This window comes from Algoriphagus algorifonticola, assembly GCF_007655305.1.
Lineage (GTDB): Bacteria > Bacteroidota > Bacteroidia > Cytophagales > Cyclobacteriaceae > Algoriphagus > Algoriphagus algorifonticola.
Window position 1 is genome coordinate 50,015 of the sequence record NZ_VLOG01000045.1, and the last position, 25,192, is coordinate 75,206.

Annotated in this window: 25 protein-coding genes; 23 read left to right on the forward strand and 2 right to left on the reverse strand. The window is 38.8% G+C overall.

Annotation, left to right across the window (positions count from 1 at the left end; all coding sequences use genetic code 11):
* Position 1: 1 nt before the first annotated feature.
* The 13 genes from traK (at position 2) to FL972_RS11595 (ending at position 12,412) form a co-directional block, all read left to right on the forward strand.
* Positions 2–610 (forward strand): conjugative transposon protein TraK, encoded by a 609-nt coding sequence (gene traK, locus FL972_RS11535; RefSeq protein WP_144605577.1) that lies wholly within the window; start codon positions 2–4, stop codon positions 608–610.
* Positions 588–1,019: a hypothetical protein gene (locus FL972_RS11540; protein WP_144605579.1), complete on the forward strand. Its 432-nt coding sequence runs from the start codon at positions 588–590 to the stop codon at positions 1,017–1,019. Before traK ends, FL972_RS11540 begins: the two co-directional genes overlap by 23 nt.
* Positions 1,009–2,232 (forward strand): conjugative transposon protein TraM, encoded by a 1,224-nt coding sequence (gene traM / locus FL972_RS11545; RefSeq protein WP_144605581.1) that lies wholly within the window; start codon positions 1,009–1,011, stop codon positions 2,230–2,232. The genes FL972_RS11540 and traM overlap by 11 nt, the downstream gene beginning before the upstream one ends.
* A gap of 6 nt (positions 2,233–2,238) precedes the next feature.
* Entirely contained in the window at positions 2,239–3,075 is an 837-nt protein-coding gene (gene traN / locus FL972_RS11550) for a conjugative transposon protein TraN (RefSeq protein WP_144605583.1), read from the forward strand.
* 32 nt (positions 3,076–3,107) lie between these two features.
* Positions 3,108–5,099, forward strand: coding sequence for a type IV secretory system conjugative DNA transfer family protein (locus tag FL972_RS11555; RefSeq protein WP_144605585.1), 1,992 nt, complete (start codon positions 3,108–3,110; stop codon positions 5,097–5,099).
* 12 nt (positions 5,100–5,111) lie between these two features.
* Positions 5,112–5,741: a M23 family metallopeptidase gene (locus FL972_RS11560; protein WP_144605587.1), complete on the forward strand. Its 630-nt coding sequence runs from the start codon at positions 5,112–5,114 to the stop codon at positions 5,739–5,741.
* A 10-nt stretch (positions 5,742–5,751) separates the two neighbouring features.
* Complete coding sequence (locus FL972_RS11565) at positions 5,752–6,678, forward strand: DUF4099 domain-containing protein (RefSeq protein ID WP_144605588.1); 927 nt, start codon at positions 5,752–5,754, stop codon at positions 6,676–6,678.
* Positions 6,650–7,321, forward strand: coding sequence for a hypothetical protein (locus FL972_RS11570; protein WP_144605590.1), 672 nt, complete (start codon positions 6,650–6,652; stop codon positions 7,319–7,321). The genes FL972_RS11565 and FL972_RS11570 overlap by 29 nt, the downstream gene beginning before the upstream one ends.
* Positions 7,322–7,360: 39 nt before the next feature.
* Positions 7,361–8,110, forward strand: a complete 750-nt coding sequence (locus FL972_RS11575; protein WP_144605592.1) for a hypothetical protein — start codon at positions 7,361–7,363, stop codon at positions 8,108–8,110.
* A gap of 88 nt (positions 8,111–8,198) precedes the next feature.
* Positions 8,199–8,693: a hypothetical protein gene (locus FL972_RS11580; RefSeq protein ID WP_144605593.1), complete on the forward strand. Its 495-nt coding sequence runs from the start codon at positions 8,199–8,201 to the stop codon at positions 8,691–8,693.
* A 91-nt stretch (positions 8,694–8,784) separates the two neighbouring features.
* Entirely contained in the window at positions 8,785–9,204 is a 420-nt protein-coding gene (locus tag FL972_RS11585) for a 3-hydroxyacyl-ACP dehydratase FabZ family protein (protein WP_144605595.1), read from the forward strand.
* Positions 9,205–9,560: 356 nt separating this feature from the next.
* Positions 9,561–9,782 (forward strand): hypothetical protein, encoded by a 222-nt coding sequence (locus FL972_RS11590; RefSeq protein ID WP_144605597.1) that lies wholly within the window; start codon positions 9,561–9,563, stop codon positions 9,780–9,782.
* Positions 9,783–9,931: 149 nt separating this feature from the next.
* Positions 9,932–12,412: a hypothetical protein gene (locus tag FL972_RS11595; protein ID WP_144605599.1), complete on the forward strand. Its 2,481-nt coding sequence runs from the start codon at positions 9,932–9,934 to the stop codon at positions 12,410–12,412.
* Positions 12,413–12,617: 205 nt separating this feature from the next.
* Here FL972_RS11595 and FL972_RS11600 read toward each other — a convergent pair whose 3' ends face one another.
* Positions 12,618–13,385: a hypothetical protein gene (locus FL972_RS11600; RefSeq protein WP_144605601.1), complete on the reverse strand. Its 768-nt coding sequence runs from the start codon at positions 13,383–13,385 to the stop codon at positions 12,618–12,620.
* Positions 13,386–13,623: 238 nt separating this feature from the next.
* Between FL972_RS11600 and FL972_RS11605 the strand changes: the two genes are divergently transcribed.
* The 8 genes from FL972_RS11605 to FL972_RS11640 all read left to right on the forward strand — a co-directional run bounded on the left by FL972_RS11605 (position 13,624) and on the right by FL972_RS11640 (position 23,695).
* A complete protein-coding gene (locus FL972_RS11605; RefSeq protein WP_144605603.1) occupies positions 13,624–13,833 on the forward strand; it encodes a helix-turn-helix domain-containing protein in 210 nt (69 codons plus the stop codon).
* Positions 13,834–13,856: 23 nt separating this feature from the next.
* A complete protein-coding gene (locus tag FL972_RS11610) occupies positions 13,857–15,842 on the forward strand; it encodes a site-specific DNA-methyltransferase (protein ID WP_222116032.1) in 1,986 nt (661 codons plus the stop codon).
* 4 nt (positions 15,843–15,846) lie between these two features.
* Positions 15,847–16,854 (forward strand): PDDEXK nuclease domain-containing protein, encoded by a 1,008-nt coding sequence (locus tag FL972_RS11615; RefSeq protein WP_144605605.1) that lies wholly within the window; start codon positions 15,847–15,849, stop codon positions 16,852–16,854.
* 82 nt (positions 16,855–16,936) lie between these two features.
* The gene (locus tag FL972_RS11620; protein ID WP_144605607.1) at positions 16,937–19,588 is read left to right on the forward strand and encodes a restriction endonuclease; all 2,652 of its coding nucleotides are present in this window, start codon (positions 16,937–16,939) and stop codon (positions 19,586–19,588) included.
* A 27-nt stretch (positions 19,589–19,615) separates the two neighbouring features.
* Positions 19,616–21,271 (forward strand): hypothetical protein, encoded by a 1,656-nt coding sequence (locus tag FL972_RS11625; protein ID WP_144605609.1) that lies wholly within the window; start codon positions 19,616–19,618, stop codon positions 21,269–21,271.
* Between the two features lie 9 nt (positions 21,272–21,280).
* The gene (locus FL972_RS11630; RefSeq protein WP_144605611.1) at positions 21,281–21,715 is read left to right on the forward strand and encodes a hypothetical protein; all 435 of its coding nucleotides are present in this window, start codon (positions 21,281–21,283) and stop codon (positions 21,713–21,715) included.
* Between the two features lie 224 nt (positions 21,716–21,939).
* Positions 21,940–22,767 (forward strand): hypothetical protein, encoded by an 828-nt coding sequence (locus tag FL972_RS11635; RefSeq protein ID WP_144605613.1) that lies wholly within the window; start codon positions 21,940–21,942, stop codon positions 22,765–22,767.
* Between the two features lie 169 nt (positions 22,768–22,936).
* Positions 22,937–23,695, forward strand: a complete 759-nt coding sequence (locus FL972_RS11640) for a hypothetical protein (protein ID WP_144605615.1) — start codon at positions 22,937–22,939, stop codon at positions 23,693–23,695.
* Positions 23,696–23,749: 54 nt separating this feature from the next.
* Here FL972_RS11640 and FL972_RS11645 read toward each other — a convergent pair whose 3' ends face one another.
* Positions 23,750–24,157, reverse strand: coding sequence for a helix-turn-helix domain-containing protein (locus FL972_RS11645; RefSeq protein ID WP_144605617.1), 408 nt, complete (start codon positions 24,155–24,157; stop codon positions 23,750–23,752).
* A 145-nt stretch (positions 24,158–24,302) separates the two neighbouring features.
* On the opposite strand from FL972_RS11645, the gene FL972_RS19675 reads away from it, so the two are divergent.
* A complete protein-coding gene (locus FL972_RS19675; protein ID WP_262710904.1) occupies positions 24,303–24,437 on the forward strand; it encodes a hypothetical protein in 135 nt (44 codons plus the stop codon).
* A gap of 77 nt (positions 24,438–24,514) precedes the next feature.
* Positions 24,515–25,183: a hypothetical protein gene (locus tag FL972_RS11650; RefSeq protein WP_144605619.1), complete on the forward strand. Its 669-nt coding sequence runs from the start codon at positions 24,515–24,517 to the stop codon at positions 25,181–25,183.
* Positions 25,184–25,192 lie beyond the last annotated feature (9 nt).

Sequence of the window (25,192 nt, forward strand, 5' to 3'; positions counted from 1 at the left end):
CATGATCATCCAAAATATTGAGTCGAAAATCAGATTGGCTACGGTTCTTTCCTTGGGAAGCCTGCTTACCTCAATCATTATCTGTGGATTTGTTTCGGTTTACGCTTATAAACAGGTAGCCAATGCTAGGCAGTCCATTTATATCCTGGATAATGATATTCCCATTTTGGCCAAGCAGGCCAATATGCAAATGAATAGGCCAGCTGAGTACAAAGCAGCCGTGGACTTATTCCATAGCCTTTTTTTCAACCTGACTCCCGATGATAAGCACATCGAATATCAGATGAGCAGGGCCATGTATTTCGTGGATGAGACAGGAGTCGGCCAATACAATAACCTGAAAGAAAAGGGCTACTTCAATTCCATTCTTTCTTCAAGTTCTGTGCTTTCCATCCAGACGGATTCCATTGTCCTGGATCAGAATAGATTCCGGTATTACGGTAAGCAAAAGATAGATCGAAGAAGTGCCACAATCACCCGATCGATCATCACTGAAGGTGAATTGATCGATATCCCGAGAAGTGAAAATAACAGCCACGGAGTATTGATCACGAATTGGAAAACCATTGAAAATAAAGATCTGAGCAATGTTTCGAAAAACACCTTCTAAGGATCGGGAAACTACCCTATTCCAAGAGCTGAAAAATGAGCTTTATCCTCACTTGGCAGGAGTAAACGGCCATTTGAAAGGGTTGATGGATCGATATGCCAAAATTATTTTTTGTGTCATGCTCCTTCTTATCGTAGCATCTTTCATCCTGACCTTTTTTGTGCTGAAACCTTCCCCTGAGAATCAGGCTGAAAATTTCAAAAAGGAGCTAAAGGTCATCCCGAGGGAGCTTTCAAATGAATTTTCAGCCTTACAGGATTTGACACTAAGGGCTGCGAAAATGGCAGAGTTAAAGTCTGAAATAGAACGGATTATCGCTCAGGATTCCATTTCAAAGACCGATTCAGCCTATCTGGAAAAAGCAATTGAGCAACTGCAATACTTTAACAACCACTCCCATGAAAATTGACTTCAAACAACCCAAATACATCCTGCCGATTATCATGCTCCCGTTTTTGTGCTTGCTGTTTTACGGCTATAAATCCTTCAGCAAAGACGGTCCGGCTGAGCCTGTTCAGGGGCTTAGTGGAATCCAATCCGAGATTGGCAAGGTATCGGAACAGATCCAGAAAAAACCGCTTGATTCCAAATTGGATGCTTCCAGGGAAACCTATAAAAGGGCAAATGATGGATACACGGCTATCAAAGGCTTGGAGCTCGAGGTAGAAGAATCCAGCCAAATTAAAACGCTGTATAACGAGGAAGAAAAAAGGCTGCTGGATTCCATAGATAACGCTTTAAAAAGCGCAGGTCTGTACTCGGAAAAACCCGATGCAGGGAATCCAATTCCAACTGTTTTGCCACAACATTCCAGACAGCAAAGCTTTTCCAAGGAAGATGAAGAATTGCTGAATGCCATCAATCAGCTGGAAGGAAAAAAGACCCAAGTTCCCGTCAACCGATACGAAGATCCCATGGAGCTATTCAAAGCTCAAATGGCGGTAATAGACTCCATCTCCAAAGCGAATGATCCAAATTATCGAGAGCTACAGCAAAAAGAAAAGGAGAGTCAACCCGTAGCAAATGAGACCGAAAACGTGGTTTATCGAGTCCAGAAGTCAGAGGGGGCCGCAACCTTATTCAATACCGTCACTAGAGAAAAAAAAGGAAAGTTCATCGAGGCAATCATTGACCAGGATATCAAGAGTGGTACCCTAGGAGCTAGATTGAGAATCCGACTTTTAGATGATATCCTGATCGGAAATGCCATTGTGGGCAGAGGCACTTATCTCTATGCCTTGATTTCCGGATATGAAGCGCAGCGGGTGAAACTGACCATTTCTTCGGTCATGATCAATGATCGAATCTTCCCGATTAAACTCTCCATCTATGACGTTGATGGGATGGAGGGTCTGTATGTCCCGGCCAGTGCCTTTCGGGAATTCTCCAAAGAACTCGGAGGAAATACCACCGGGGGAATGAATCTGACCATGCAGCCAAACTCAGACGAATTGAGTCAACTGTATATGTCTGCGCTCCAACGAATGTTCACCTCAACATCCCAAGCCGTTTCCAAATCCATCAAAAAGAACAAGGCCAATATCAAGTATGGAACCTCTGTCTATCTGATCGATACCCACGAATTGCAGGAAGACGGAAAAATGATCCAAAATCAAAACTGACTTACCATGAGACAAAAGATTATAACCTTAATCCTTTGGGCGATATCCATTTCGGGCTATGCCCAGCAAAACGGAACGCTGCTGAAAAGCCAACTTCCCAAGATCTATATCGACGAGGAAATCTCGTTACACTTTCTTTCTCCCGAACCCATTCAATATGTGGATATCTCGACCGATAATATGATCGGGGATATTCCTTTGGAGAGTGTTTTTCGGGTAAAAGCCATCCGGGACAGTGTTTCCAACCTCAATGGATACAATAAGTCTTTGGGCGTAGTTACCATTATCGGGCAGAAGTTCATCGCTCAGTACGATTTATGGTATGCCCATGATGAGCGGCAGCTCAAGACTCAAATCGAAATTCTTCCGATCAATACCAATCCCTTGGAGGTCGGTAAAATCCCCATGAGCGACCAAGAGCTTCGGTATTTCTCCATAGAAGCATTCAAAGAGAAGAAGAAGGACAAGATCACCAAAAGTAGTCAGTATGGGGTTTCCGGTCAGGTGAACAGTATCTACACGGTGGACGATTACATCTTTTTGGACATCTCCTTTATCAACAAGACCAATCTCAAATTTGACCTGGACCAGTTGAGGTTTAAGATCGAGGACAAACGAATTGTCAAAGCAACCAATGTCCAATCCATTGAGATAGAGCCTGAATACCAGCTTTTTACTCCGGAGAGCTTTGAGAAGAAATACCGCAATATCTACGTGTTCAAAAAGTTCACCTTCCCCAATTCAAAGGTTTTCACCATCGAGCTTTCCGAATCCCAAATCAGTGGAAGAACGCTCTCCTTGGAGATCAAGTACGCGGACCTTTTGGCGGCAGACACACTTTAAAAATGATTTTTCCCTTCAACTGAGCCTTTGCCATGAATGAAAAAAGAGAATTAAAAAGCCTTCACGCGACCTTTCAATTCATTGTTTACCTGATGGTGTTTCTGGACATTCTGATGTTTGTCTATGCCCCACAGTTTTTGGCCATGGATGGGGTAGGAAGATTTCTTTTTCCTCTATTTGAAAAGCTGCAAAACCTGAAGATTTACAGCAACGTGCTTCTTGGCAAAGTGGCCATTTTGATAGCGATTTGCCTTTCAGCAATCGGGACTGTCGCCAGAAAGAACCTGGATTTAAACCCGAGGAATCAGATCATTTTTCCCTTGGCAATCGGCCTGATTTTGTTCTTTGGATCGATCTATCTCTACACGCTGGAAGATTCATTTTTGGTCTTTGACCTCACTTCCATTCAAGACCTGGGGTATAGCCTGTCATTATTTATAGGTTCTGTTTTGATCCATACCTCCTTGGACAATGTCTCGAAATTGATCAAATCTGGGCTGGGAAAAGATGAATGGAATATCGAAGGAGAATCTTTCATGCAAGACATCAAAAAAAACGAAAATCCCTATTCAGTCAACATTCCCATGAAGTTCTATTTCAGGGGAAAAGTCCGAAAAGGATGGATCAACTTGGTCAATCCATTCAGAGGGACTTTTGTGATCGGAACCCCAGGTTCGGGAAAGTCATTTGGGGTTATCAATCCCTTTATCCGACAGATGATTGGGAAGGGATTCACCATGTGCCTTTACGATTTTAAGTTTCCTGATTTGGCTCAAATTGCCTACTTCCACTATCTCAAAGCTCAGGACAAAAAGAAAAACCCAAATTTCAAATTCCATGTGATCAATCTGGACGAGGTAGAATATTCCAGAAGGATCAATCCGATCAACAGAAGGTATTTGAAGACGGTGGCCAATGCTTCGGAAACCGCAGAAGCGATTTTTCAATCCCTTCAAAAATCCGATTCCACAGGAGGAGCAGATAAGTTTTTCGAGCAATCGGCCATCAACTTTCTCTCCGCCTGTATCTTTTTTGTATCTCGATACGAGGAAGGCAAATATTCCACATTCGCCCATGTGCTGGATTTTCTCAACAGAGACTATGAGGATATTTTCAACTGTCTGACCAAATATCCCGAACTCAGATCCATGGTATCTCCTTTTCGAAGTGCTTTTGAAAAGAAGGTTTACAGACAGTTGGAAGGGCAGGTTGGTACCTTGAAGATTTTCCTTTCCAGACTGAATACCAAAGAAACAGCTTGGGTTTTCAGTGGGGATGATTTCGACCTCAAAATCTCGGATCCAAATAGCCCCTCCATTCTAGTCCTTGCCAACAGTACCGAAACGCAGAGCATCACAGGCACCTGTTATTCGGTGATCATTAACCGGCTGACCCGATTGATCAATACCAAAGGGAATTTGCCAACCGCTTTGATAGCGGATGAAGCGCCGACTTTTTACATCCACAAAATCGAGAACCTGATTTCTACAGCCCGAAGTAATAAAGTGGCGGTTTTGCTAGGTCTTCAGGAACTGCCCCAGTTAAACCAGCTTCAGGGAAAAGATACGGCTTCGACCATGACCTCGGTGATCGGAAATGTCCTTTGTGGTTCCGTTCGCCATAAGGACACGCTGTCCTGGTTGGAGATGATGTTTGGAAAGCGAAAGCAGCTGGGGCAAAGCGTTTCGATTGATCGGGATAAAACTTCGATTTCGTATAGTGAGCGATATGATCCACTGATTCCTGCGGGCAAAATTGCATCCATGCACACCGGGGAAATAGCGGGAATTATCGCCACAGAAGGAACTCAGTTTGACGGAAAATACAAAACCTCAAACGTCCATTGCCGGGTCAATTTGGATATGAGGGAGATCAGGCAGGAAGAAAACTCCTATAGAACCACTCCGAAATTCTATGATTTCAAAGGAAAAAAGGAAGAGATCCTGACCAAGCACTTTGAGAAAATCCACCGACAGGTTACTGAGATTATTGAAAAGCACAGGGAAATGGCAGTGATAGATTAAATCATTGGAATCATGCAAAGGAACCTATCGATCATACTTCTTCTATTTGCTCACCAGGCATTTCCTCAATTCAATTCCATTGAATTTCGAAAGGAAATGACTTCAGTGAACGTGATCAAGTCTTTTGAATTCAAGCAAGAAGCGAAAGTGTCTGAAATTCCTCCTTTGTCCCAACAGGAACTAGCCTTGGAACATGGGGAGGAGCTATTGTTGGCATCCCTTCCCTTGGAGGATTTTTTTCTGACTTCAGGGTTTGGCTACCGATCCGATCCATTTTCCGGAGAAACGAAATTTCATCGGGGAATCGATCTTAAAACCAACCGTTCAAAAGTGCTTTCTATGCTCCATGGAACTGTATTGTCAGTAGGCAATGATCCGTTTTTGGGAATTTTTGTCAAGGTTCAACACGGCAACTATGAATCGATTTACGGTCACCTTTCTCAATCCTTTGTAGCAAAGGGAGAGCGTGTCTTACCAGGCACAATCCTAGGGATTTCGGGAAGTACGGGAAGAGCTACTGGCGATCATCTGCATTTGAGTATCAAAAAGGGAAGGGAATATGTCAATCCAATCTTATTCATTCAATTGATCTCAAGGCTATCGACCAAAGAAGAGGCAATCACTTATTTATCAAAACCATAAAGTAAGCAACATGGCAAATCAAAATGTATTACCGATGAAGGATTTGGAGATTTTCGGAGTCATCAAAAACGGAAAATTTACCATTCCTCAAAAAGATGTCAACGCCCTGAAGAATGGCGGAATGACCGATATCGTGGAATTGACCGACCTGAAAGGGAAGGATATTTTCATCGAAAAATTACCGGCAAGACTTTCCATAGTAAGGGGGGAAGATGGTAATCCCGCCTTGCGGATTGATCCGGTTTATAGGGAACCAAACTCACATCCCAATTTGAATGACAATGAGCGGAATCTGCTGGTTCGAAATGAATTGGCCAACATCAAGAAAAGCTATGTGGATAAAGAAGGGAACATTCAGACCGAAATCATCGAGTACGATCAGCAAACCAAACAATTTCTTTCCTACAATCCCCGTGACATCAAAGCCCCTCAATCAGTCAATGGGCAAGAACTCGATCCACAGCAAAAGAAGAAATACAAGGAAGGGGAAACGGTGCTGTTGGCAGATGGGACAGCTTTTCAACTTTCGCCATCTGCTCCAAAGGGCCTCAGATCAAATAAATCCGGCTTAGTCCTTTCAGTTTTGCTGGATGGAGGGGTATCCTACTTATTGATTACCGGTGTTCAGAAATTGCTCGGAAAGCAAAGCAAGGAGGATAAAGCCTATAGCGAAGGATACCTTCAGGCCATCAAGGAGGTACAAAAGCAGACGGAGCGACGGATTTCTAAAAATCCAAATGACAGAGATGCAATCCGGGATTTGAACAACATCAAGGAGGAATATTCCAAAATTTCAGCTGATTCCTCACTCCCAAAATCGGTTAGGGACGACTTTGATATCAATGCCATCAAACGGCTAAACAGCATCGATACGGAAGAGGGAAAGAACCCAAGAAAACGCTTCGAACATGACAATGGCTTTGACAGAGACCTTTGATATTTTGAGTTATAAGGGAGTGGATAAGGCTATTCAAGGCCTGTTTTCCAAGTTTGCCCATCAGGATCAAACGGGCCAGATCGTTTTTGATTTCTTTGATGAGCAAGGCAGGAAAGTGGATGCTGAAATCCTGAGCCTTTACCGGAATAAACAGGCTTCAAGAGGGATTTCTACACTCAACCTTTCAGAAGATTCTCGGGCAATTTTTGTCTCAGACTCCTATGCTTCCCTGATCTGCTTTGTCAATCAATTCAAAGCCAGAATCTCCTTTGATGAAGCTGGCTTCCTGATCATCGGGGCTGAGTTTGACTTTAGCTTGTTAACCCAAGCGCTCAAGAAAGTCTCAAAGAAAGCCAAGTTCAATACCGTTTTTAGCACCTCGATTTTGGGAAGGGTGATGGATTGTAAGGTTCAGGATTTAGTTTATGATCGGGACTGCCAGTATTATTTGTCTGATGATTGGGTTCAGCTGAAAAATCAAAAGAGGAATAAAGTCTCGAAGGAATCGATTTTTACCTTTTCACTTCGAACCTACTGCATCTCGCAAGCGATCATTCAAACTGTCCGCACATTTAAGCCTAAGCAAAAGGGAGTTGAGTCCTTTTATCAGCTAAATCAACTACATTGGAAAAGTCCCATTTAATATGGTTTTGCTATATTGAAACGCTTGTCACTCAAAATTATGGAGAATAATAATCTTGAATTCCTTAAAAAGAACCTGAAATTCCTTGGTTTTGGCACTTCGTTAAATGCTGCCCTGGAAGCTAAAGTTTCTGAGCGACAGGAGTTCTTTAAAATCGGAGTTTCAGCTGAATTTGATGCCAAGCAGAAAGATGGAAGCCAGGGAAAGGACAAGGTTAATTATGAGCTGAATTTTTCGAGATCTTCGAAGCCTTTTAATTATTCTTTGGATAGCGTAAAAGTCACCCTCAACGAACAGATCCAAAGCACATTTTCGTATGGAAAGGGGAATGACGTGACGGCAAAGGAAGCCTATAATCTGCTCAGAGGGGCATCTATCCATAAAAAAGCTATTCTAAATAGGCAAATGGATAATGGGTTATTGGCTTCGGGAGAAGTCGGTCAGATGAAGGAAGGCTCAGGAGAAAAGATTGATTCCATCTGGATCAAACTGGATTTTGAAAAGCGGAATGAGCAGGGGACTTTCTCCTACAAAAAGTTCTATCCTGATCATGGATTCCACCTAGAAACTGAACTGAGCAGATTCCCGATCAAGGAGCTTGAAAATTTTCAGGAAAAGGAATTGCTACTTTCCAGCTTAGGACGGGGTAATACCCAAAAAGCCACTTTGGAAAATGGTCAATCCGTATTTATCGAAGCGGATCCGGAATCGAAGAAAATCCAGTTTTATGACATGAATTTCAACAAATTGGACGTTTTACCTACTCAGACGCAAGAAATGGGTAGGTGAATTTAGGTCTACCAAATCATTTATTTTATTCATATCCAGTCTTTTACATTTAACTATTCCAAATCTTTAAACTAAACCATTTTAATCCATGAGAAATCTGAATTATCTGTTTTTAATCGCAATTACCATTTTTTCTTTTAGCTGTTCTTCGGAGGATGAGGGGCCTAAATTGGTTGAGAAAAATGTCACCATTGAGGTAGAATTGGAGGGGAATTACACCGACTATTTGGTGACCTTTTCGGTTCACAGTATGCTGAGCGGTACCTCTACCTTTGTTACTCCGGTATTGGATCAGCCGAATGAGCTCAACTGGACCCAAGTGATCGAACAAGGAAATACCTACACTCTTTCTTTTGAGCCAGAAGTCCCAACCATTTCAGCCACTTCTTCAGCCCCGATCCATAGCCTAGGCTTTGTCTTCAATGCCGTCCATTTGGGAGGAGAAACAGATGTTTCTTTTCAGCCTCTTTCGGCGGAAGTTAGAATTTTGGCCAATGGTTCGGTTTTTAAAGAGTTCAGCTATGAGGCTGTGGCACCTGGGGAGACTTCGGTTCCATTGGCGGAGGAGATTTCGATTGAATAATTTACTAAAAGAGGACTATTAATTAAAAGGTTTCTTTACTTTCAAAATTATTAACTTACTTAAAAATGTAAATCAGATCAATACAGTAAAAATGGAAAATCAGATTGAATCACTAATTCCACACCGTTACCCATTTCTGTTTGTAGATTCTATTGAAAGTACATCTGTTGAAGAAATAGTTGGGTTTAAAACATTTAGATCGATTGGTGACGAATTTGTAAAAGGGAGCTTTCCTGAGTCTGGTTTTATTCCTGGAATGATTTTAATAGAATCTATGGCACAATGTGGGGGAGCTGGAATAAAAATATTGGGCTTAACCAATGGTTTTTTTGCGTTAGTAAGTCTTCAGGAAGTCCGATTTTACAAAGGGGTTAATTATGACGAAAAGGTGAAATATGTAATTAATAATTTAAGAGTAAGTGACCGTTTAATAAAACAATCTGGAATTGCTTATTCTAATGGGGAAAAAGTTGCTGAGGCTTCTTGGGTTTGTGCTAAGTTGGCAAATTGATCAGTTTTCTTAACGGGATGGGTTAGAGCTTAAGGATACTATTTTTAATAGCTTTTAATTCCTGTGCTCATGGTGGATCTCTGAATCCTATTTGAAATTGTTTTTTTCTTCCCCTTTTCTGTCCCATTCATTTTTAATTTTCATGTGATGTGATTGAATCCCAAATTCCGGTTTTATCCAATTGTATGCACAAAGGTCTGACGGCCTGTCAGTTTCAAAAAACTGAGGCTTTCAGCAGAATTTCCTAAAAACAGGGTTTCCTACGGACTGCCTCCCAGTTTTTAAATTCTAATTTTTTCTCACTTTCCCGGCCATCCTAAATGACCTGCATAAATTTTAACTAAAACCAAAATACTATGGCATTCTCAAAAAAGTACATCGGTAAAGGAAAGCAAGTCGAAAACATGGAAATTGTGGAAGTGAGCCTGAATATGGCTGAGCTTCAAAACCACACCTTTGAATATGAAGGAGAAACCTTCGTCAAGTTCAATGTCGCCAAGCTAAAAGAGCCTGATCAGTACGGCAAAACCCACACGGTCTACGTTTCCGTCAAAGACCCGGATTCTGAAGAATCTTAAAAAAAGCGCTTTCGGGCTTTTTTTGATCTTTAAGACTATTTTCGGTTGGTACTGCCAAAGTTTGTCTCCCAAATGATTATTTTGCATCAATTACAACCTAGAAATTTTCATGGCTTAAGAAATGGGAGTAGATCGTTAAAAAAAAATAGATGGCCGAATTATATGAAAAGTTTCGTGATTTGATGCTTCACGACACTGCGAATAAATCTGATACCAACGAAGAAAAAATCGTCTTAGTCTATCATGAGATTTTAGATAATTGGATTGAAGATTATGAGTCTTATCGCAAAAATTCTTCTAGGTTTTTAGATAGCCTTGAAACGTATTTTAATTATGCACTTGGTGTCTCTGCTTCTATTTACGTTGCCCTCTATGATCAGGTAATAAACCTCCCGGTAAAAGGTACCTTCGACCAAAATATTGTAAAAATAATTCCATCAGATTCCGCAATAAAAAATGTCAAGCGTATTGTGGAGCGTAGTATGGAGGATGTTCAAATTATTAGAATATCAGATTTTTCTGTTAAAACTGATGGGTTTTCTGATTTTGAAATAAGAGAAATTGTTAGTCTAATGATTGACAAATTTCAGAATGATACTGTGGAAAATTTTCATTGGGATATGAAGCTCATTGATTCTACAGTGTTTGATTTTGCTTTTCTAAGGGGGTTGTGCCTACGTATTCGTGAGCCTGAGCTTTTCTATTTTTTAACAAACATGTTTTTCGATAGGCTATTTACTTCAGAATACCATCAAGACTCAAGAAATCTTTGTGAGGAGATTTTGATTTCGTCGATCAAAGATAATTTCTCTTTTTACGGATATTTTATCTGTTTTAGAGTTTACTCAAATCAAGGAAACGTTCAAGCTGCCTTAATGTATGGGAATTTATGCTTGAAGAGTGTGATCCAATTAGAGGCTTTGCCAAGTGATAAGTTTCAATTCGAAATTATTTGGCAATCCCTTAAAATGTTTAGAAATTGTCATTTATACCCTTTAGCAATTCGTATTTATGATCGAAAGCCAAAATCAATAGTACTTTCTGACTATGATAAGCATGCATTAGATAATAGCTACTTCAATTGTAGACTTATGATAAATGAACCTAGTCTAAAATCGGCTTTAGAAGATTATATTAATATAGAAAGAGAGTCAATCCTAAAGGAAGGGACTAATGGCTGCATTCCATGGCTTATTTTGCTGTATAATTTGAGTAGAATTGATGATTCTTTTCAATACTCAAATTCAAGTCTTTTTTCATACATACCGTTGTTTGAAAGTGTTGTTCCGTCGGGCCTTATTACAAAATGGAAAAATATAATTTTTGGAAATTCGGATGGGCTTAATGTGCAATTAAAGGAATCTCTGTTAAAGCTCACAAAGACCAAGAACAAAGCTGATTTTGTTTATGATAATGAAATGGCTTTAAAGATTGCTAGTAGAATAATAGCAGACAGTTTTGCGAAAATGGATTTTGAATCAATTCTTATAGCGATGATAGTGAAGTCCGATTTCAGTATAAATTTTGTTAACAAATCAAGTTCTGAATTTGAGCAGCTTGACCTTACGGAATATTCCCATGAATCTTTCTATGAAATTTATAATAATCAGCTTGGAGTCCTTGAAAAACTTCCAATAATGGATTTTGATTTTGTGATTTTTTTAATTAATTCAGAAGAAAAACTATTCTATCTAATTTACAATAAAAAAAGCGTTTTACACTATGGCCAATTTCCTGATTGGAATCCTGATGAATTTAGGAAGTGGAAGAATGAAGAATTGGTTCAATTTAAGTTTGATACTACGATAAAGGATAAAGGAGGTCAAATAAGGAACATGTTTGCTGAAGACTACGAGCAAGAGTCCTCTAGGTTCATTCAAAATTTGAAGTTTCCAAAATTAAATATGTTATCGAAGGTTAAAAAGGTTTTATTAATTAAGGATATGGCTATTAGTGATTTTCCTCATAACTTGCTTATGGGTTCAGAGGGTCTCTTAGGTCTTCAAGGAAGTATAACAAATATTTTATCCTTGGAATGGTTGAACAAGAGAATTCATTCTGAAATTGAAAGTCGAAATTTTGATAAGGCAATTTATATTCCAATAGAAGGTGGGGATCTTACAATTAATATGCTTTATGAATTTTTATTGGATACTATTGAAAAATATGACATAAGAAAAACGACTTCTATAGTAGGGGGTTCGCCTCTTGATTCGACCATAAATATAGTGTCTTCACACGGTGATATAAATATTTCATCAAATGAATTTATATACCCAAATGATTCAAGTGTTGTCCATAATCTGGATGGAATTTTAGGAAGCGGGAAAATTCTAATTCTTTTGGTCTGTCATTCAGGATCAGCAACGGAACACTTTTTTAGAAACGAAATTTCAACTATTGTAAAAAGGTATTTAGTAAATGGATATGAGGCAGTTATAGCTCCCTTTTGGTCTTTGCATATAAATGTTCCTCCAATTTGGTTACCAGTCTTTTTAGAAGAATTGGAAAAAGGAAATGAAATCAGCAACGCTATTTTTCATGCAAATAAAATTGTTCATGAAAAATACCTAACCCCCGCAGCTTGGGCTTGTATGCATCTCTATGGAAATCCGTTCTTCAAGCTTTGACTATTTCATTAAATAAAATAATTGATTTATTATTTATTCCAGTATCATCATTTTTTGAATGCTTTTCTAGAATTTTTTTCTTTTATTGTTGTCAATATATTTTCTTATATAACCTTGTTTTGTCGAATATTATTCACAACGGCAAGAAAGTCTGTCAGTTTCAAAAATGGGATTCGACAAAAAATATTCTATTCGAATTCGACCTTTAGCCATTTGGCTCATATAGGTATCCATTCATTTTTGCCTCTCTAGCTAGGTTCATCCACTTTTTTTCAAGTGTCCAATATTTATCCCCAGGCTGGACATAGATCATATTGCTCATATCATTTTCATCATTCCCTTCTGCCTTCATCCATGAAACCATCATTTTTCTCAAATATGTTGCACCTACAGTGGTGTAAAATTCAAACTGCTCCCATGGGATGGTGTCAATGGAGTATTGATTGATTTCCCTTTCGTTTAATTTGTGAAGAAACCACTTTTTAAAATCAAATAAATCCAGGTCCCTACCTGAATATTTTACAAGGGCTCTTTTTATATCATTTTCAAGATTATTGAGGTCATTCAAAAAATCAGCCCATCCATCAAAGTTTTTCTTTCGAATTGAGGAGATCTTCTCAAGCTCTTCTTTAAAACTATTGGATACCAATCCTTCTTTCGGATGGTTAAGAAGTACTCTTAGAAACGCAAAAGTCAAATTAGATTCTATTTCAAACTCTCTTTCAAAATTCTCGACAATTAGTGATTGAGCATGATCCCAAGGGTATTGTAAAATTATTTCTGGTTTAAGGCTAAAAATCTTATGTATCGCCGCTTGGACCTCAGATAATTTGTTCAGATTATTCGGCGAAAATGCCAATTCCATCAGCGATAAATAAGTACAAACTAGCGTATATTTACTTGGGTCGGGAATCTGAAGTTGGTTTTTACTCAGACCATACCAGATCATGGTATCACAAATTATTCTCGTCATTGAGGTGGTGGCATTAGAATTTCAGATTGATTAAAATTAGATTATTTCCTTCATCTCAGACCTTTTGTACTTTTAATAGTTGACACTATTTGTCATTTCTTCTGGCTGGAATTGAATCATGTTTTTCAATACCTAATTTATGATCAAATAGAATGGAAAGATTTTGCAAATTGTCTTATCTCAAAAAATGAGATAATCCATTTATTTTTCTATTTTCAGTTTCGGTCTTATTTCGGGAATGAACAGAATCAAAGAAGTGCTTGAGCAAAAGGGGATTACCCAGACTTGGCTCGCGGAGCAGTTGGGCAAAAGCTACAACATGGTCAATAGCTACGTGCAAAACAGGCAACAGCCCCGCCTGGAAGTGCTTTTTGAGATTGCCAAAATCCTGCAGGTGAATGCCAAAGATCTTCTGGTGGATCAAAATCCCGAAAAACAATCCCAATAAATACAGCAAAAAATAAAAGACGAATGTCCGAACCTACGATGCAAGAACTAGATGGAATGAGCCTTTCCCCTACGGAAGAAAAATTGAAAGCACTTCGGGAAGTACTTCCGGAGGTTTTTACCGAAAATCAAATTGATTGGGAAAAGCTAAAAGCAACACTCGGGGAAAATATCAATTTCTCAAATGAGCGCTATGTTCTCAATTGGGCAGGAAAGAGCGACGCCTTTAAAGTCCTGCAGGTGCCTTCTTCTAAAACGCTGGTTCCGGCTAGAGAGGAAAGTGTCAACTTTGACGAAACTCAAAATATTTTTATTGAGGGGGAAAACCTGGAAGCACTCAAAGTCCTTCAAAAGAGCTACTTCGGAAAGGTGAAGATGATCTACATTGATCCGCCCTATAATACTGGTAATGACTCATTTATCTATCCGGATAAGTTTTCAGAAACCAAAGCCGACTATGAAAAGCGGGTAGGTGACAAGGACGAGGAAGGCTATATGACCAAGGATGGCCTATTTAAAAAGAACAGCAAAGAAAACGGCCAATATCACAGCAACTGGCTCAATATGATGATGCCCAGGCTCTACTTGGCTAAGAATCTGCTTCGACAAGATGGGGTGATTTTTGTCTCCATCGATGACAATGAAGTTCACAATCTCAGGCTATTAATGAATGAGGTTTTTGGGGAGGAGAATTTTATTGGACAATTTATTTGGCAATCAAAAAAAGGGGGAGGAAGTGATTCTACAACAGTTGTTCAAGATCATGAATATGTTTTGTGCTATTCAAAAAACATGAATTTTTTAAAAATTGGGATGATTGAAATTATTCCAGAACCTCTTGATAAAAAAGATGAATTCGGTTCATATAGGCGTGGTAGAGAGTTGAATAAATGGGGTTCAAATTCAAGAAGAGTTGATAGACCTACAATGTGGTTTCCTATCCCGGGGCCAAATTGTGAAGATGTATATCCAATAAAGAATGATGGAACAGAAGGTTGCTGGAGGTTTGGTAAGGAAAACATGATGAAGTTTGTTCGAGAGAGAAATGTTGAATTTGTTCGAAGAGATGATGGTTCTTACATCGCATACGAAAAAATTCGATCTGAAGAAGCTCGATTCAAACCTTTCAGGACTCTTTTGAAGGATGTTAACGCAACATCTGAAGGATCCATGACTGTAAGGGATCTGTTTGATGGAGAAAAGGTTTTTTCGTTTCCAAAGCCTCAATCTTTACTGAGAAACTTGATCACTATAGGCTCTCCAAGTTTTCAAGAGGATATTGTTTTAGATTTTTTTGCTGGGAGTTCCAGTACTGCCCATGCAATAATGGAATTAAATAAAGAAGAGGGACGCAACCGAAAATATATCTGTGTCCAGCTTCCGGAGCTTTGTGAAGAGAAAAGCGAGGCTTTTAAGGCAGGATATAAAACCATCGCAGATATCTCGAAAGAACGAATCCGAAGGGCGGGGAAGAAAATCAAAAGCGAGATTGATCAGGAGATTAAGGCACTTGCAGATAAGGTCAAAAAACTGGAGGGAGAACTACCCACGCAAGAAACAAAAGAGGATATAGAAAATCTCAAATCCCAAATTTCCAATCTCCAATCCCAGGACTTGGGTTTCAAGGTGGTGAAGCTTAATGACAGTAACTTTAAGCAATGGAAGCAGATTTCCGGGCATGATGCGCAGGCGCTGGCAGAGCAAATCAAACTCTTTGTAGATCCAGTGGCCGAGTCCGCCACAGCCGAAAGCATGGTCTATGAGCTGCTGCTGAAAAGCGGGAAAGATCTCAATAGTCGGATCGAGAAGAAATCAGATGCCTTTTGGATCAATGAGAAAGAGTTGGTGCTAATCTTGGATAAGATTTCAGAAGACACACTCAAAGAGATAATCCATGCCAATCCTGCTAAAGTCATCGCGTTGGATCGGATTTTTAAAGACAATGATCAACTGAAAACCAATACTGTCCTGCAAATGCGGGATGCTGGGGTAGAATTCAAGACGATTTGATCCTATGGAAATTCCATCAGAAAGTCATTTGATCAAAGAATTGGCTGAGATCATCGACCAAGGAAAGAAGCGGGCAGTATCCCAAGTAAATGGAGTCATTACCCTGGTCTATTGGCAAGTGGGCTTTAGAATCAACAGCCATGTCTTGGAGGATCAGCGAGCTGAATATGGAAAAGGGATTATTTCAGCGCTTTCTGATGAGTTGGTCGCGCTTTACGGGAAGAGTTTTGAGCAGCGGAATCTCAGGAGGATGATGCAATTTGCCGAGCTTTTTCCGGATTTTAAGATTGTGTCGCCACTGGCGACACAATTGAGCTGGTCACATTTTGTCGAGCTCCTATCTGTCAAATCTGCGGAGGCGAGAACCTTTTATGCACAAAGAGCTGCTGAAGAAACTTGGAGCAAACGAGAAATGCGCCGACAGATCGAGCGAAAAGCTTTCGAGCGAAAAGAAATCGCCAAAGGCCAGTTGATCCAAACTCCAAAAGAAGTACAGAATTCCTTTAAGGATCCCTATTTTTTGGATTTTCTGGGATTGAAAGAAGGTCATTTGGAAAACGATTTGGAATCGGCCATTCTGAGAAAATTAGAGGAATTCATCCTGGAACTAGGCAAGGGCTTTGCCTTTGTGGAGCGTCAAAAACGGATGATTATCGACGGAGAGGATTTTTATCTGGATCTCCTGTTTTATCATAGACCACTCCGGCGGCTTGTTGCAATAGAACTAAAGCTTGGCAAATTCAAAGCTGCTTACAAAGGCCAAATGGAGCTATACCTCAAATGGTTGGATCGATATGAAAAGCAATCGGGTGAAGAATGTCCAATTGGATTGATCCTCTGTGCTGAAAAACAACACGAGCAGATCGAATTATTGGAAATGGGAAAAAATGGGATCATGGTTGCGGAATACATGACAGAGTTGCCACCTAAAAAGGAATTAGAAGCAAAGCTTCACCAAGCATTGATCGAAGCCAAAGCCCGTATTGAAAATTTAAAGTCCCTGGAAGAATGAAATGCCCAATGGAAAAAAATCAAAATAGACAATATTGATTTGGGGCATTCCATATGGCCATAAAAAAGCAAATTATAATCTTATGAAGTTAACCTTTGAGTCAAACCTAGACCATCAGCTAAAGGCCATCAAGTCCATTACTGATATTTTTGAAGGCCAACCCCTGGAGGATTCATTGGTAGAATTCAACCTTAACGAAGAAGGAACTCTTAACCTGATCAACGGGGTCAGCAACAATCTGGTGCTTTCTGAAGAGCAGATACTGGCTAACCTTAAGCAGGTACAACTTTCCAACGAACTACCTGTTTCTGGAAAACTGGACGGGATGCATTTTTCGGTAGAAATGGAAACGGGCACAGGAAAAACCTATGTCTATCTGCGGACTATCTATGAATTGAATCGGCTTTATGGGTTTAGGAAGTTTGTCATCGTCGTGCCATCTATCCCGATCAGGGAGGGTGTTTTAAAGAATCTGCAAATCACCCACGAGCACTTTCAGACACTCTACGATAATACTCCGCTTAACTTTCAGATGTACGACAGTTCCAAGGTGTCTTCTTTAAGAGGCTTTGCGACGACCAATACCATCGAAGTTTTGGTGATCAATATTGATTCTTTTGCCAAAGATGAGAATATCATCAATAAGCCCAATGACAAGCTGAATGGGCAGAAACCGGTTGAGTTTATCCAGTCAACCCATCCGGTGGTTATCGTGGATGAACCGCAAAACATGGAGACGGAAAAGCGGATTGCAGCCATTGAAAACCTGAACGGATTGTGTACCCTTCGCTATTCTGCCACACACCGAAATCGATACAACCTTTGCTACAGTCTGAATCCGGTCAAAGCCTACGATTTGGGTTTGGTCAAGCAGATCGAGGTGGACTCTGTCATGGAGGAGAACGCTTTTAATGATGCTTTTGTCTCGGTGGAATCCGTTACCGCAACGAAAACCAAAGTCACTGCAAAAATCACCATCAATAGCAATGAAAAAGATGGTGTCAAAAAGAAATCAGTCACGGTAAAAGTGGGAGATGATTTGTATGCGCTTTCAAACGAGCGGGAAGCCTATGCTGATGGCTACATCATTGAAGAGATCGATGCAGTAAATAGCTGTATCACGATTTCCAACGGAAATATGCTGTACAAAGGGGACAGTCAGGGAGGTTTGACCGAGGAAGTAATGAAGTTTCAGATTCGGAAAACAGTAGAAGAACACCTGAAAAAGGAGAAACAACTGAATAAGCTCGGAATCAAAGTACTCTCCTTGTTTTTTATCGATAAAGTGGCCAATTATCGGCAGTACGATGCTTCAGGAAATCCTGTGCCGGGGAAGTTTGCGCTCTGGTTTGAGGAAATCTATCAGGAGTTTATGGCCAAGCCTGCCTTCAAAGAATTGGACAAGTTTCGGGTGAAGGAAGTTCACAACGGCTACTTTTCAATGGATACCAAAGGCCGACTCAAGGATACCTCAGGGGAAACCAAAGCCGATGATGACACCTACAGTCTCATCATGAAAGACAAGGAGAAATTGTTGGGATTGGACAATTCCCTCCGATTTATTTTTTCCCACTCTGCCCTTAGGGAAGGCTGGGACAACCCAAATGTGTTTCAGATTTGCACCTTAAATGAAACCAAATCCGATATCAAAAAGCGGCAGGAAATCGGAAGGGGCCTCCGACTTGCGGTAGATCAGGAAGGCAAGCGGACCTATGATCGCAATATCAATCGGCTAACCGTGATCGCGAATGAGTCCTATGAAGATTTTGCAAAAAGCCTTCAACAGGAAATTGAAGAGGACTGCGGAGTGACTTTTGCCGGAAGAGTGAAAAATAAACAAGCCCGAACTGCCATCAAATACCGAAAGGGATTTGAAGCGGATCCGGCCTTTTTGGAAATCTGGGAAAAGCTGAAAGATCGTACCACCTACAAAGTGGATTACAAAACCGAGGATCTGGTGAGTCAGGCTGCCAAGGAAATTAAAGACCTTCCAAAAATTCATGCTCCCTCCATTCGGTCCACCAAAGTCCGAGTTACTATGGGGACAGCGGGAGTAGATACCGAATATGCAGGTGATAAGCTGGAATCCTATGGAGGGTATTCCTGGAAGATACCGGATGTCCTCGGATACATCCAAAGTAAGACGGAATTGACCAGAAGTACCATTGAGCAAATCTTGGTGCAATCAGGAAGGATCGAAGATATATTGATCAATCCTCAGCTGTTTTTGGATTTGGCTATTCAGGCTATCAAAAGAGTATTGCATGACTTGATGATTGATGGCATCAAATACCAAAAAATCGGTACCAAAGAATATGAAATGTCTCTTTTTGAGGCCCAGGAGCTGGAAATTTATTTGAATGCCTTTTCCTACAAAGTAAAGGACAGCTCAAAAACCATCTATGAGGAGTACATTCCGTTGGATTCTTGCGTGGAAAGTCAGTTTGCCCAAGATTGTGAAAGCAGCGAGCAGGTAAAGTTCTACTTCAAATTGCCCAACTGGTTCAAAATCCCAACTCCAATTGGCAATTACAACCCGGATTGGGCGGTAGTTTTTGAAAATGAAGAAAAGGTCTATTTCGTTGCTGAGACCAAAGACACCGGAACACCCGTCGTTGATCTGTATAAACTAAGTCCTGATGAGCAGCTAAAAATCAAATGTGGTAAAGCCCATTTCGAGGAATTCGAGGATCTGGAATATAGGGTGGTGAGTAAAGTGGGGCAGTTGGTTTAGGTTGAATCGGAATTTTATAGTAGACAAATGACAAGATTAGCCCCTGATACTCGATTGATTTTGGAATATTCTTCATTTTTTAAAGAAGAACCGAAATCCCGAATTCAATTTTTGGAAGGATTACCAAAGGAGGCCATTTTATATGAATTAGCATATCTTAATTATCTACTAAAAGCAAAAAACCGAGTTCAATTTGATGATAGTTTCGAAACTCAAATAAGTATTTTAGGACATCTTTTTAAATCAGACTTCCGCTATGATTACTATCTTAGGATAATTCTCAGTCACATTCAAGGAAAGGCTACTCCATCAATATTTCTGAGAGGAACCTTTTTGTTTGCGATGGAAGAGATTACCCAAAGTCAGGAAATTTCATTTATTGAAGGTATCAAATTAGAAAATATTAGTCAGTGGGAAAGGCTTTTTAAATACCTGTTAGCTGTTAATTCTGAATTAATAAAGATTGGAGAAAAGTCTAAAGGATTTGAGAAGACTCCAACTTTTGAGAATTTGAATCCAGCTTTAATACCGATAAATGAATTGGCCATTGAATCCAATCCAGTTTTCACAAATTATCGAGGATTTCTTTTAGCAGAATATTTATTAAGTGTCGAAAAGTATTCCCAGAAGTTGAACCAATATTTTGAAAGCAATTTTGGATGCTCACCGAAAGCATTTGTTCAAAAAATTCAGGGGGTTATTATGCATGAGTCCTTTGAGGATAAAAAATTCGGTTTTTGCTATCGATCAAATGGAGGTGATCCATTTTTAGACAGTTTAAGTAAGCGGACCAAAAACAAAGAGCTTTTTAAATTTATTGGAATCAGAAAATCCCCTTTGATTAAGGTTAATGAAAATGATTACCTGCTTGCAGATTCTATTTTTTTAATTGAAAAGTGCTATTCCCAATTCATCAATGATTTTTGGTTTGACTTATTAAGGGGTGAGTGCAAGAACAGGGAGGAACAAGACAAAGCTATAGAAGAATTAGGAGGTCATTTTGGGAGGTTTTTTGAACAATATTGTTGTGGGATTTTAGAGAGAATATTTTCAGGTTACAAGTATTCAATTTTTTTGACCCTTAATCAGCTAAGAGTCTCAGATCCAAAAGGAGATAGCGAGTTTTCAGATTTTTATCTGCGCTATCAGAACAAAGTTATTGTCGGTCAAATAAAAGGAGGAGGTATTAATGATAAATCAAAATATGGAGGAGATATCGATGAATTATATCATTTAGGTAGGGATGAATTTTTTAGAAGGTTTGGAGTAGATCAAATTGCTAAATCTGTTTCAACTTTAGTGGAAATGGCTCCCATATTTGACAGAGATTTTCCAATTGGTAAACAACTTCATGTTTTTCCAATTTTAGTTGTAAACGAAAAAGTTTTTCAAACGGCATTATTTGCAGACGTATTTAATGATCGATTTAAGGAGTTAACAAGTGGGTTAAATTTCGGGAAATTAACCATTAAGCGATTGGTTCTAACACACATTTCTGATTGGGAAAATTCAGAGGCCTATCTTTCTGAGTCTCCAAAAAGAATCTGGGAAATTTTTGAAAGCCATTACCGGGATAAAAAATTCGTACCTGCCTTTTCCAACACTCTAAATAAACTAATTCCGCAAAAAAAACGAATCCCAAAAGATTTTGCGAAACGACTTTTTGAAGTTCTCACCAAGTAATTTTAAGAGATGAAGGGCGAATTTGATTTTTTTATTGAATGGGGTGTCTGGTCAAATCTTGATTCATTGACGGAATATTCTTTAATACTCCTTTATGGCCATATTTTCTTGGAAAAGGTATTAGAGTTAGCATTAGATAGATTGGGAGTGAAAGATCCGGAGAATCAATCTTTCAACTCCAAGGTGATCCGATTGAGAAACTTGTTAAAGGAATCAAGCAAAAAGGAATCCATTATTCAAGCTTTGACTGAACTGAATCGACTTAGAAATAAATTGGCTCATGAATTTAAATTCGATATTAAAAATGGAGAGTTAGAAAAGTGGTCTGATGAAGTTCACAATAAATTCGATGGCGAGAAATATACCAAGTTCACGGCTAGAACTAGAATCGTTCACTCATTCTCTTTTCTGGCGAAAGCAATTCTTGCATCGTCCAAGGTCTGACAATTCCAGTCTATACCCAAAAAAATGCTTTTCGTTTTCTGGCAAACAGATATCTTTAGGGAAAAGAACATGGGGGATGAATGAAACTGGGAATTGCTCAAAAACCGCAAAGGCTGAGTCCTTGATTTCTCAGACATCATGTACTATCAGCGGATCATCAAAGCATTGACTGAGACGGATAGGGTGATGGGAGAGATTGATGGGGTGCGTTTAAATCCATTTAAATGATAACAAAAAAAAGATTTTCAGAAATAGATACTGAAGTTCAGAATTCAGTAAATGAAACTTTTGATTTCATCAAAGGTAATAGTAGAGAGGATCGATATATTCTGCTTTTGGCTTCTGGTGAGTATGATGATATTTCTTATCCAATTGGTTCTGGATATAATCCTCATTCTATAGATAATAGGGGTGATCATTACAATGATGAATCTCGATTTAAATTTTTTATTCAATTTTTAAAAGCGTTTTATTCTTTTCCAAAAGGGGTTGGAAATGTTCCGGATGATGAATTTAGAATCACACTTGAATTAATGATATACTCCCATATTTGGGAGTCTAAAAATCTTTTGAAGCAATTGTACCGTCTTTCACAATTAGTTTTAGATAAAAGTTACCCTTGGAAAGTAGTAGTTCCTGAAATGGGTAAACAGAATTTTATAAGGATTGAAATTAGAGATAAGTTTAGGACAAAAGGGTTAACGATTTCTGAAATTATAACAAAAGGATTTCATACTTCGTTAAGAAATGCATTTGCTCATTCGGAATATAGCTTAAATGGTTATACTAAAAATATTGTTTTGCGCACCTATAAAGGGGATAGTACATGGGATATTCCTTCGATTTCTTATGATGCTTGGAGTGAAAGATTTGTTTATTCAGCGTTATTATCTTTTTATTTAATCAAATTAAAGCAAGATAGAAGAAATGATATAATTAAAGAATTTAAAAAGGATGAATTTGTGATTTCACATCCAATTGATGAAAAAACTACAAAATATCGAAAAATATATTATAATCACGAATACGATGTTTTTAGATTTTTAAAGTAAAATTGATCTTGTATCAAATTACATTTAATGCTATTTTGTGTGTTGCATATGTGATTTTTGATAATTTATATTGATTGTTAATTTTCTGGTTCTTACATTAATAAACTCTATGATTTTGCAGTTCTAGTTTAGAAAATGAAGAGCCGGCTGAATTATAGCTGATAGAAGTTTGGAAAAAATAACTAATTGGATAATGGAAAATGAGAGGTTGAAAAGGATATTTTCAAAAGGTGATAAGGAAATTGGAAGGTTGCTCAGTCTTATTGATCAAGAGAAAAATTTGATTAATTCTTTCCCGCTTTTGGATTATATAGAGTTTATAGAACAGCTTGATAAAATCATCAAATATGTTGAAGATTCCGATAACCCTCGCTTGATTGTTTTAGAATCATGGCTAATAATTGATTTTTCAATTCGTAATTTACTTAAGAAAGGACTTGAAATTGAAAGATTTTGTGATGAAGAATTTAATTTGTTGCCTCAAGGATTTAAAGATTGTATTAATTTACTTGAAAATTTCATTTATAATCAAAGAAAAAAGGAATTAAATCCCCAAAGGAAATTTTCTGAAATTGAACTCCCAAAAGCAATTTTATCCTTTGTTTTGGATAATTCAAATATAAAAAAAGAGATCCTTGATTTTCAAGAGAGTTTTTTATTGTCAAATAATTTACCATTGGTTCCAACAATAGATTTGAACAATAGCGAATATAGAAATGTGAATGAAAATTGGCTAGATTCTGTTAAACATCTTGATAAAGTCTGGTTTCAAAAGGCTAATAAATTGAATAAAGTAAGGAATTTAGCTGCTCATTCCTTTGATAAAGAAAAGATATATAAGGAGCTAGGAATTAAAGGGAGTAATCAGCTTGAGAAACTTAAAGAATTTTGTTTGACAACATTGAAGTTGTTGATGGGGCTTAAATGATTTTTAGACACTCTCTGCTTAAAGAATGGATTCTCTTAGGTATTATTGATGGTTTTATTTCCCCACCAACTTCTCCAACCTCACCATCATCTCATCCTTTTCTTTCAGCATTCGCTCGTATAAGGCGATTTTCTCCTCGTGGAGTTGAATCAATTTTTCCAATGGATTAATATTAAAAGTAGGAGTATGACCTGTGTTTAAAAAAGATCCTTGATTGAATGTATTGGAAATAATGTTTATCGCTTGCTCTTCATCAAAATTCTGAAAAGCTTCCACGGGAATCCGTAGAATCTCACCGACCTGACGTAGCAATTCTTCCTCGACCTCTTCTTTTTGCTCGAGTATGCTTATCTTCTTTTGAGACCATTCGCCTCCGAGTTCGTGAGCCAAGGCTTCCTGCTTGATGCCCATCATCTCCCGAAATCGCTTGATATTTCTGCCGTGGTGGATTTTCTCGTTCATAGTCTTGAAGTACAATGGAAAAATAAGAATTTCTCCCGAAAAGGAGTAAACTAAATTATTCAATTGGATCGCATGATGCAAGAGAATGCCAATTTTCTACATCATTTTTTTGTCTTAAAAACTGACTAATCGGACTAAAGCCCAAATGGACAATTGGATTTCATTTTTTCCTCCTGCCAAAGGAGAGGAGGCTATTCATGAGTTAGATTCTATCGCTATGAATAGGAATGTGGCTTTAGTCCATTCCAAAAAAGAAGCATTAACCATATCCGCGCTTTAGCCCAATACCTGGAATATTTTATCCCGATTTTCTTTCTAAGTCATTCCTTTCTGGAATAGCCTATCCTTTTGAAAGTCATGAATTTGGCTGACCAACAAACAGCCAATGTCATGTATCATTATCTGAATACCTTTGAAGAAGAACGAGTCTGTGAAGATTTGCTGGATTGTCACAGGGGATTGTATCGTTTTTTCTGCGATTACAGCGAACTGAGTTTCTGGAAAAGTGATCTGTCGGCGATTTTTGATCAAGTTTTGCAGGATAAACCAAGTTTTGAGATCCTTAGCCCCAAATCAATTATTAACCAAGGCGGAGAATTTTTGCACCTTATCTACATCGGGTTTTTCCTCTGCCAGAAGACCCACTTTCCTCCCTGTCCAAACCCCACTTGGAAGGATCTGATCCTAAAACATACCAGGAGGCGGACACCTTCATTGATCGACAGAATCCGACTCTTGCCACACTACCTCAGTCCTAAAGAGATTCAAGATCCCTACCTATTTCTTAAAGATTTTTACTATCGACGGCAATGTCCCGACTGGGCCAGAAGATGGAATCAACTTATCCAAGAATCATTTAGCAACCTCACTTTTTTGGAACCTGAAGATATCGTCGTGTTTCAGGCTGATTTCAGAGATTTTCATAAGCTTTTGGAAGCTACCTATCTGATCTATGTCCGGCATTTCACTACTGAAATGCCCGATGGATACGATTCATTCAATTTGAACTTTCCCATTATGTTTTAACCGATATCT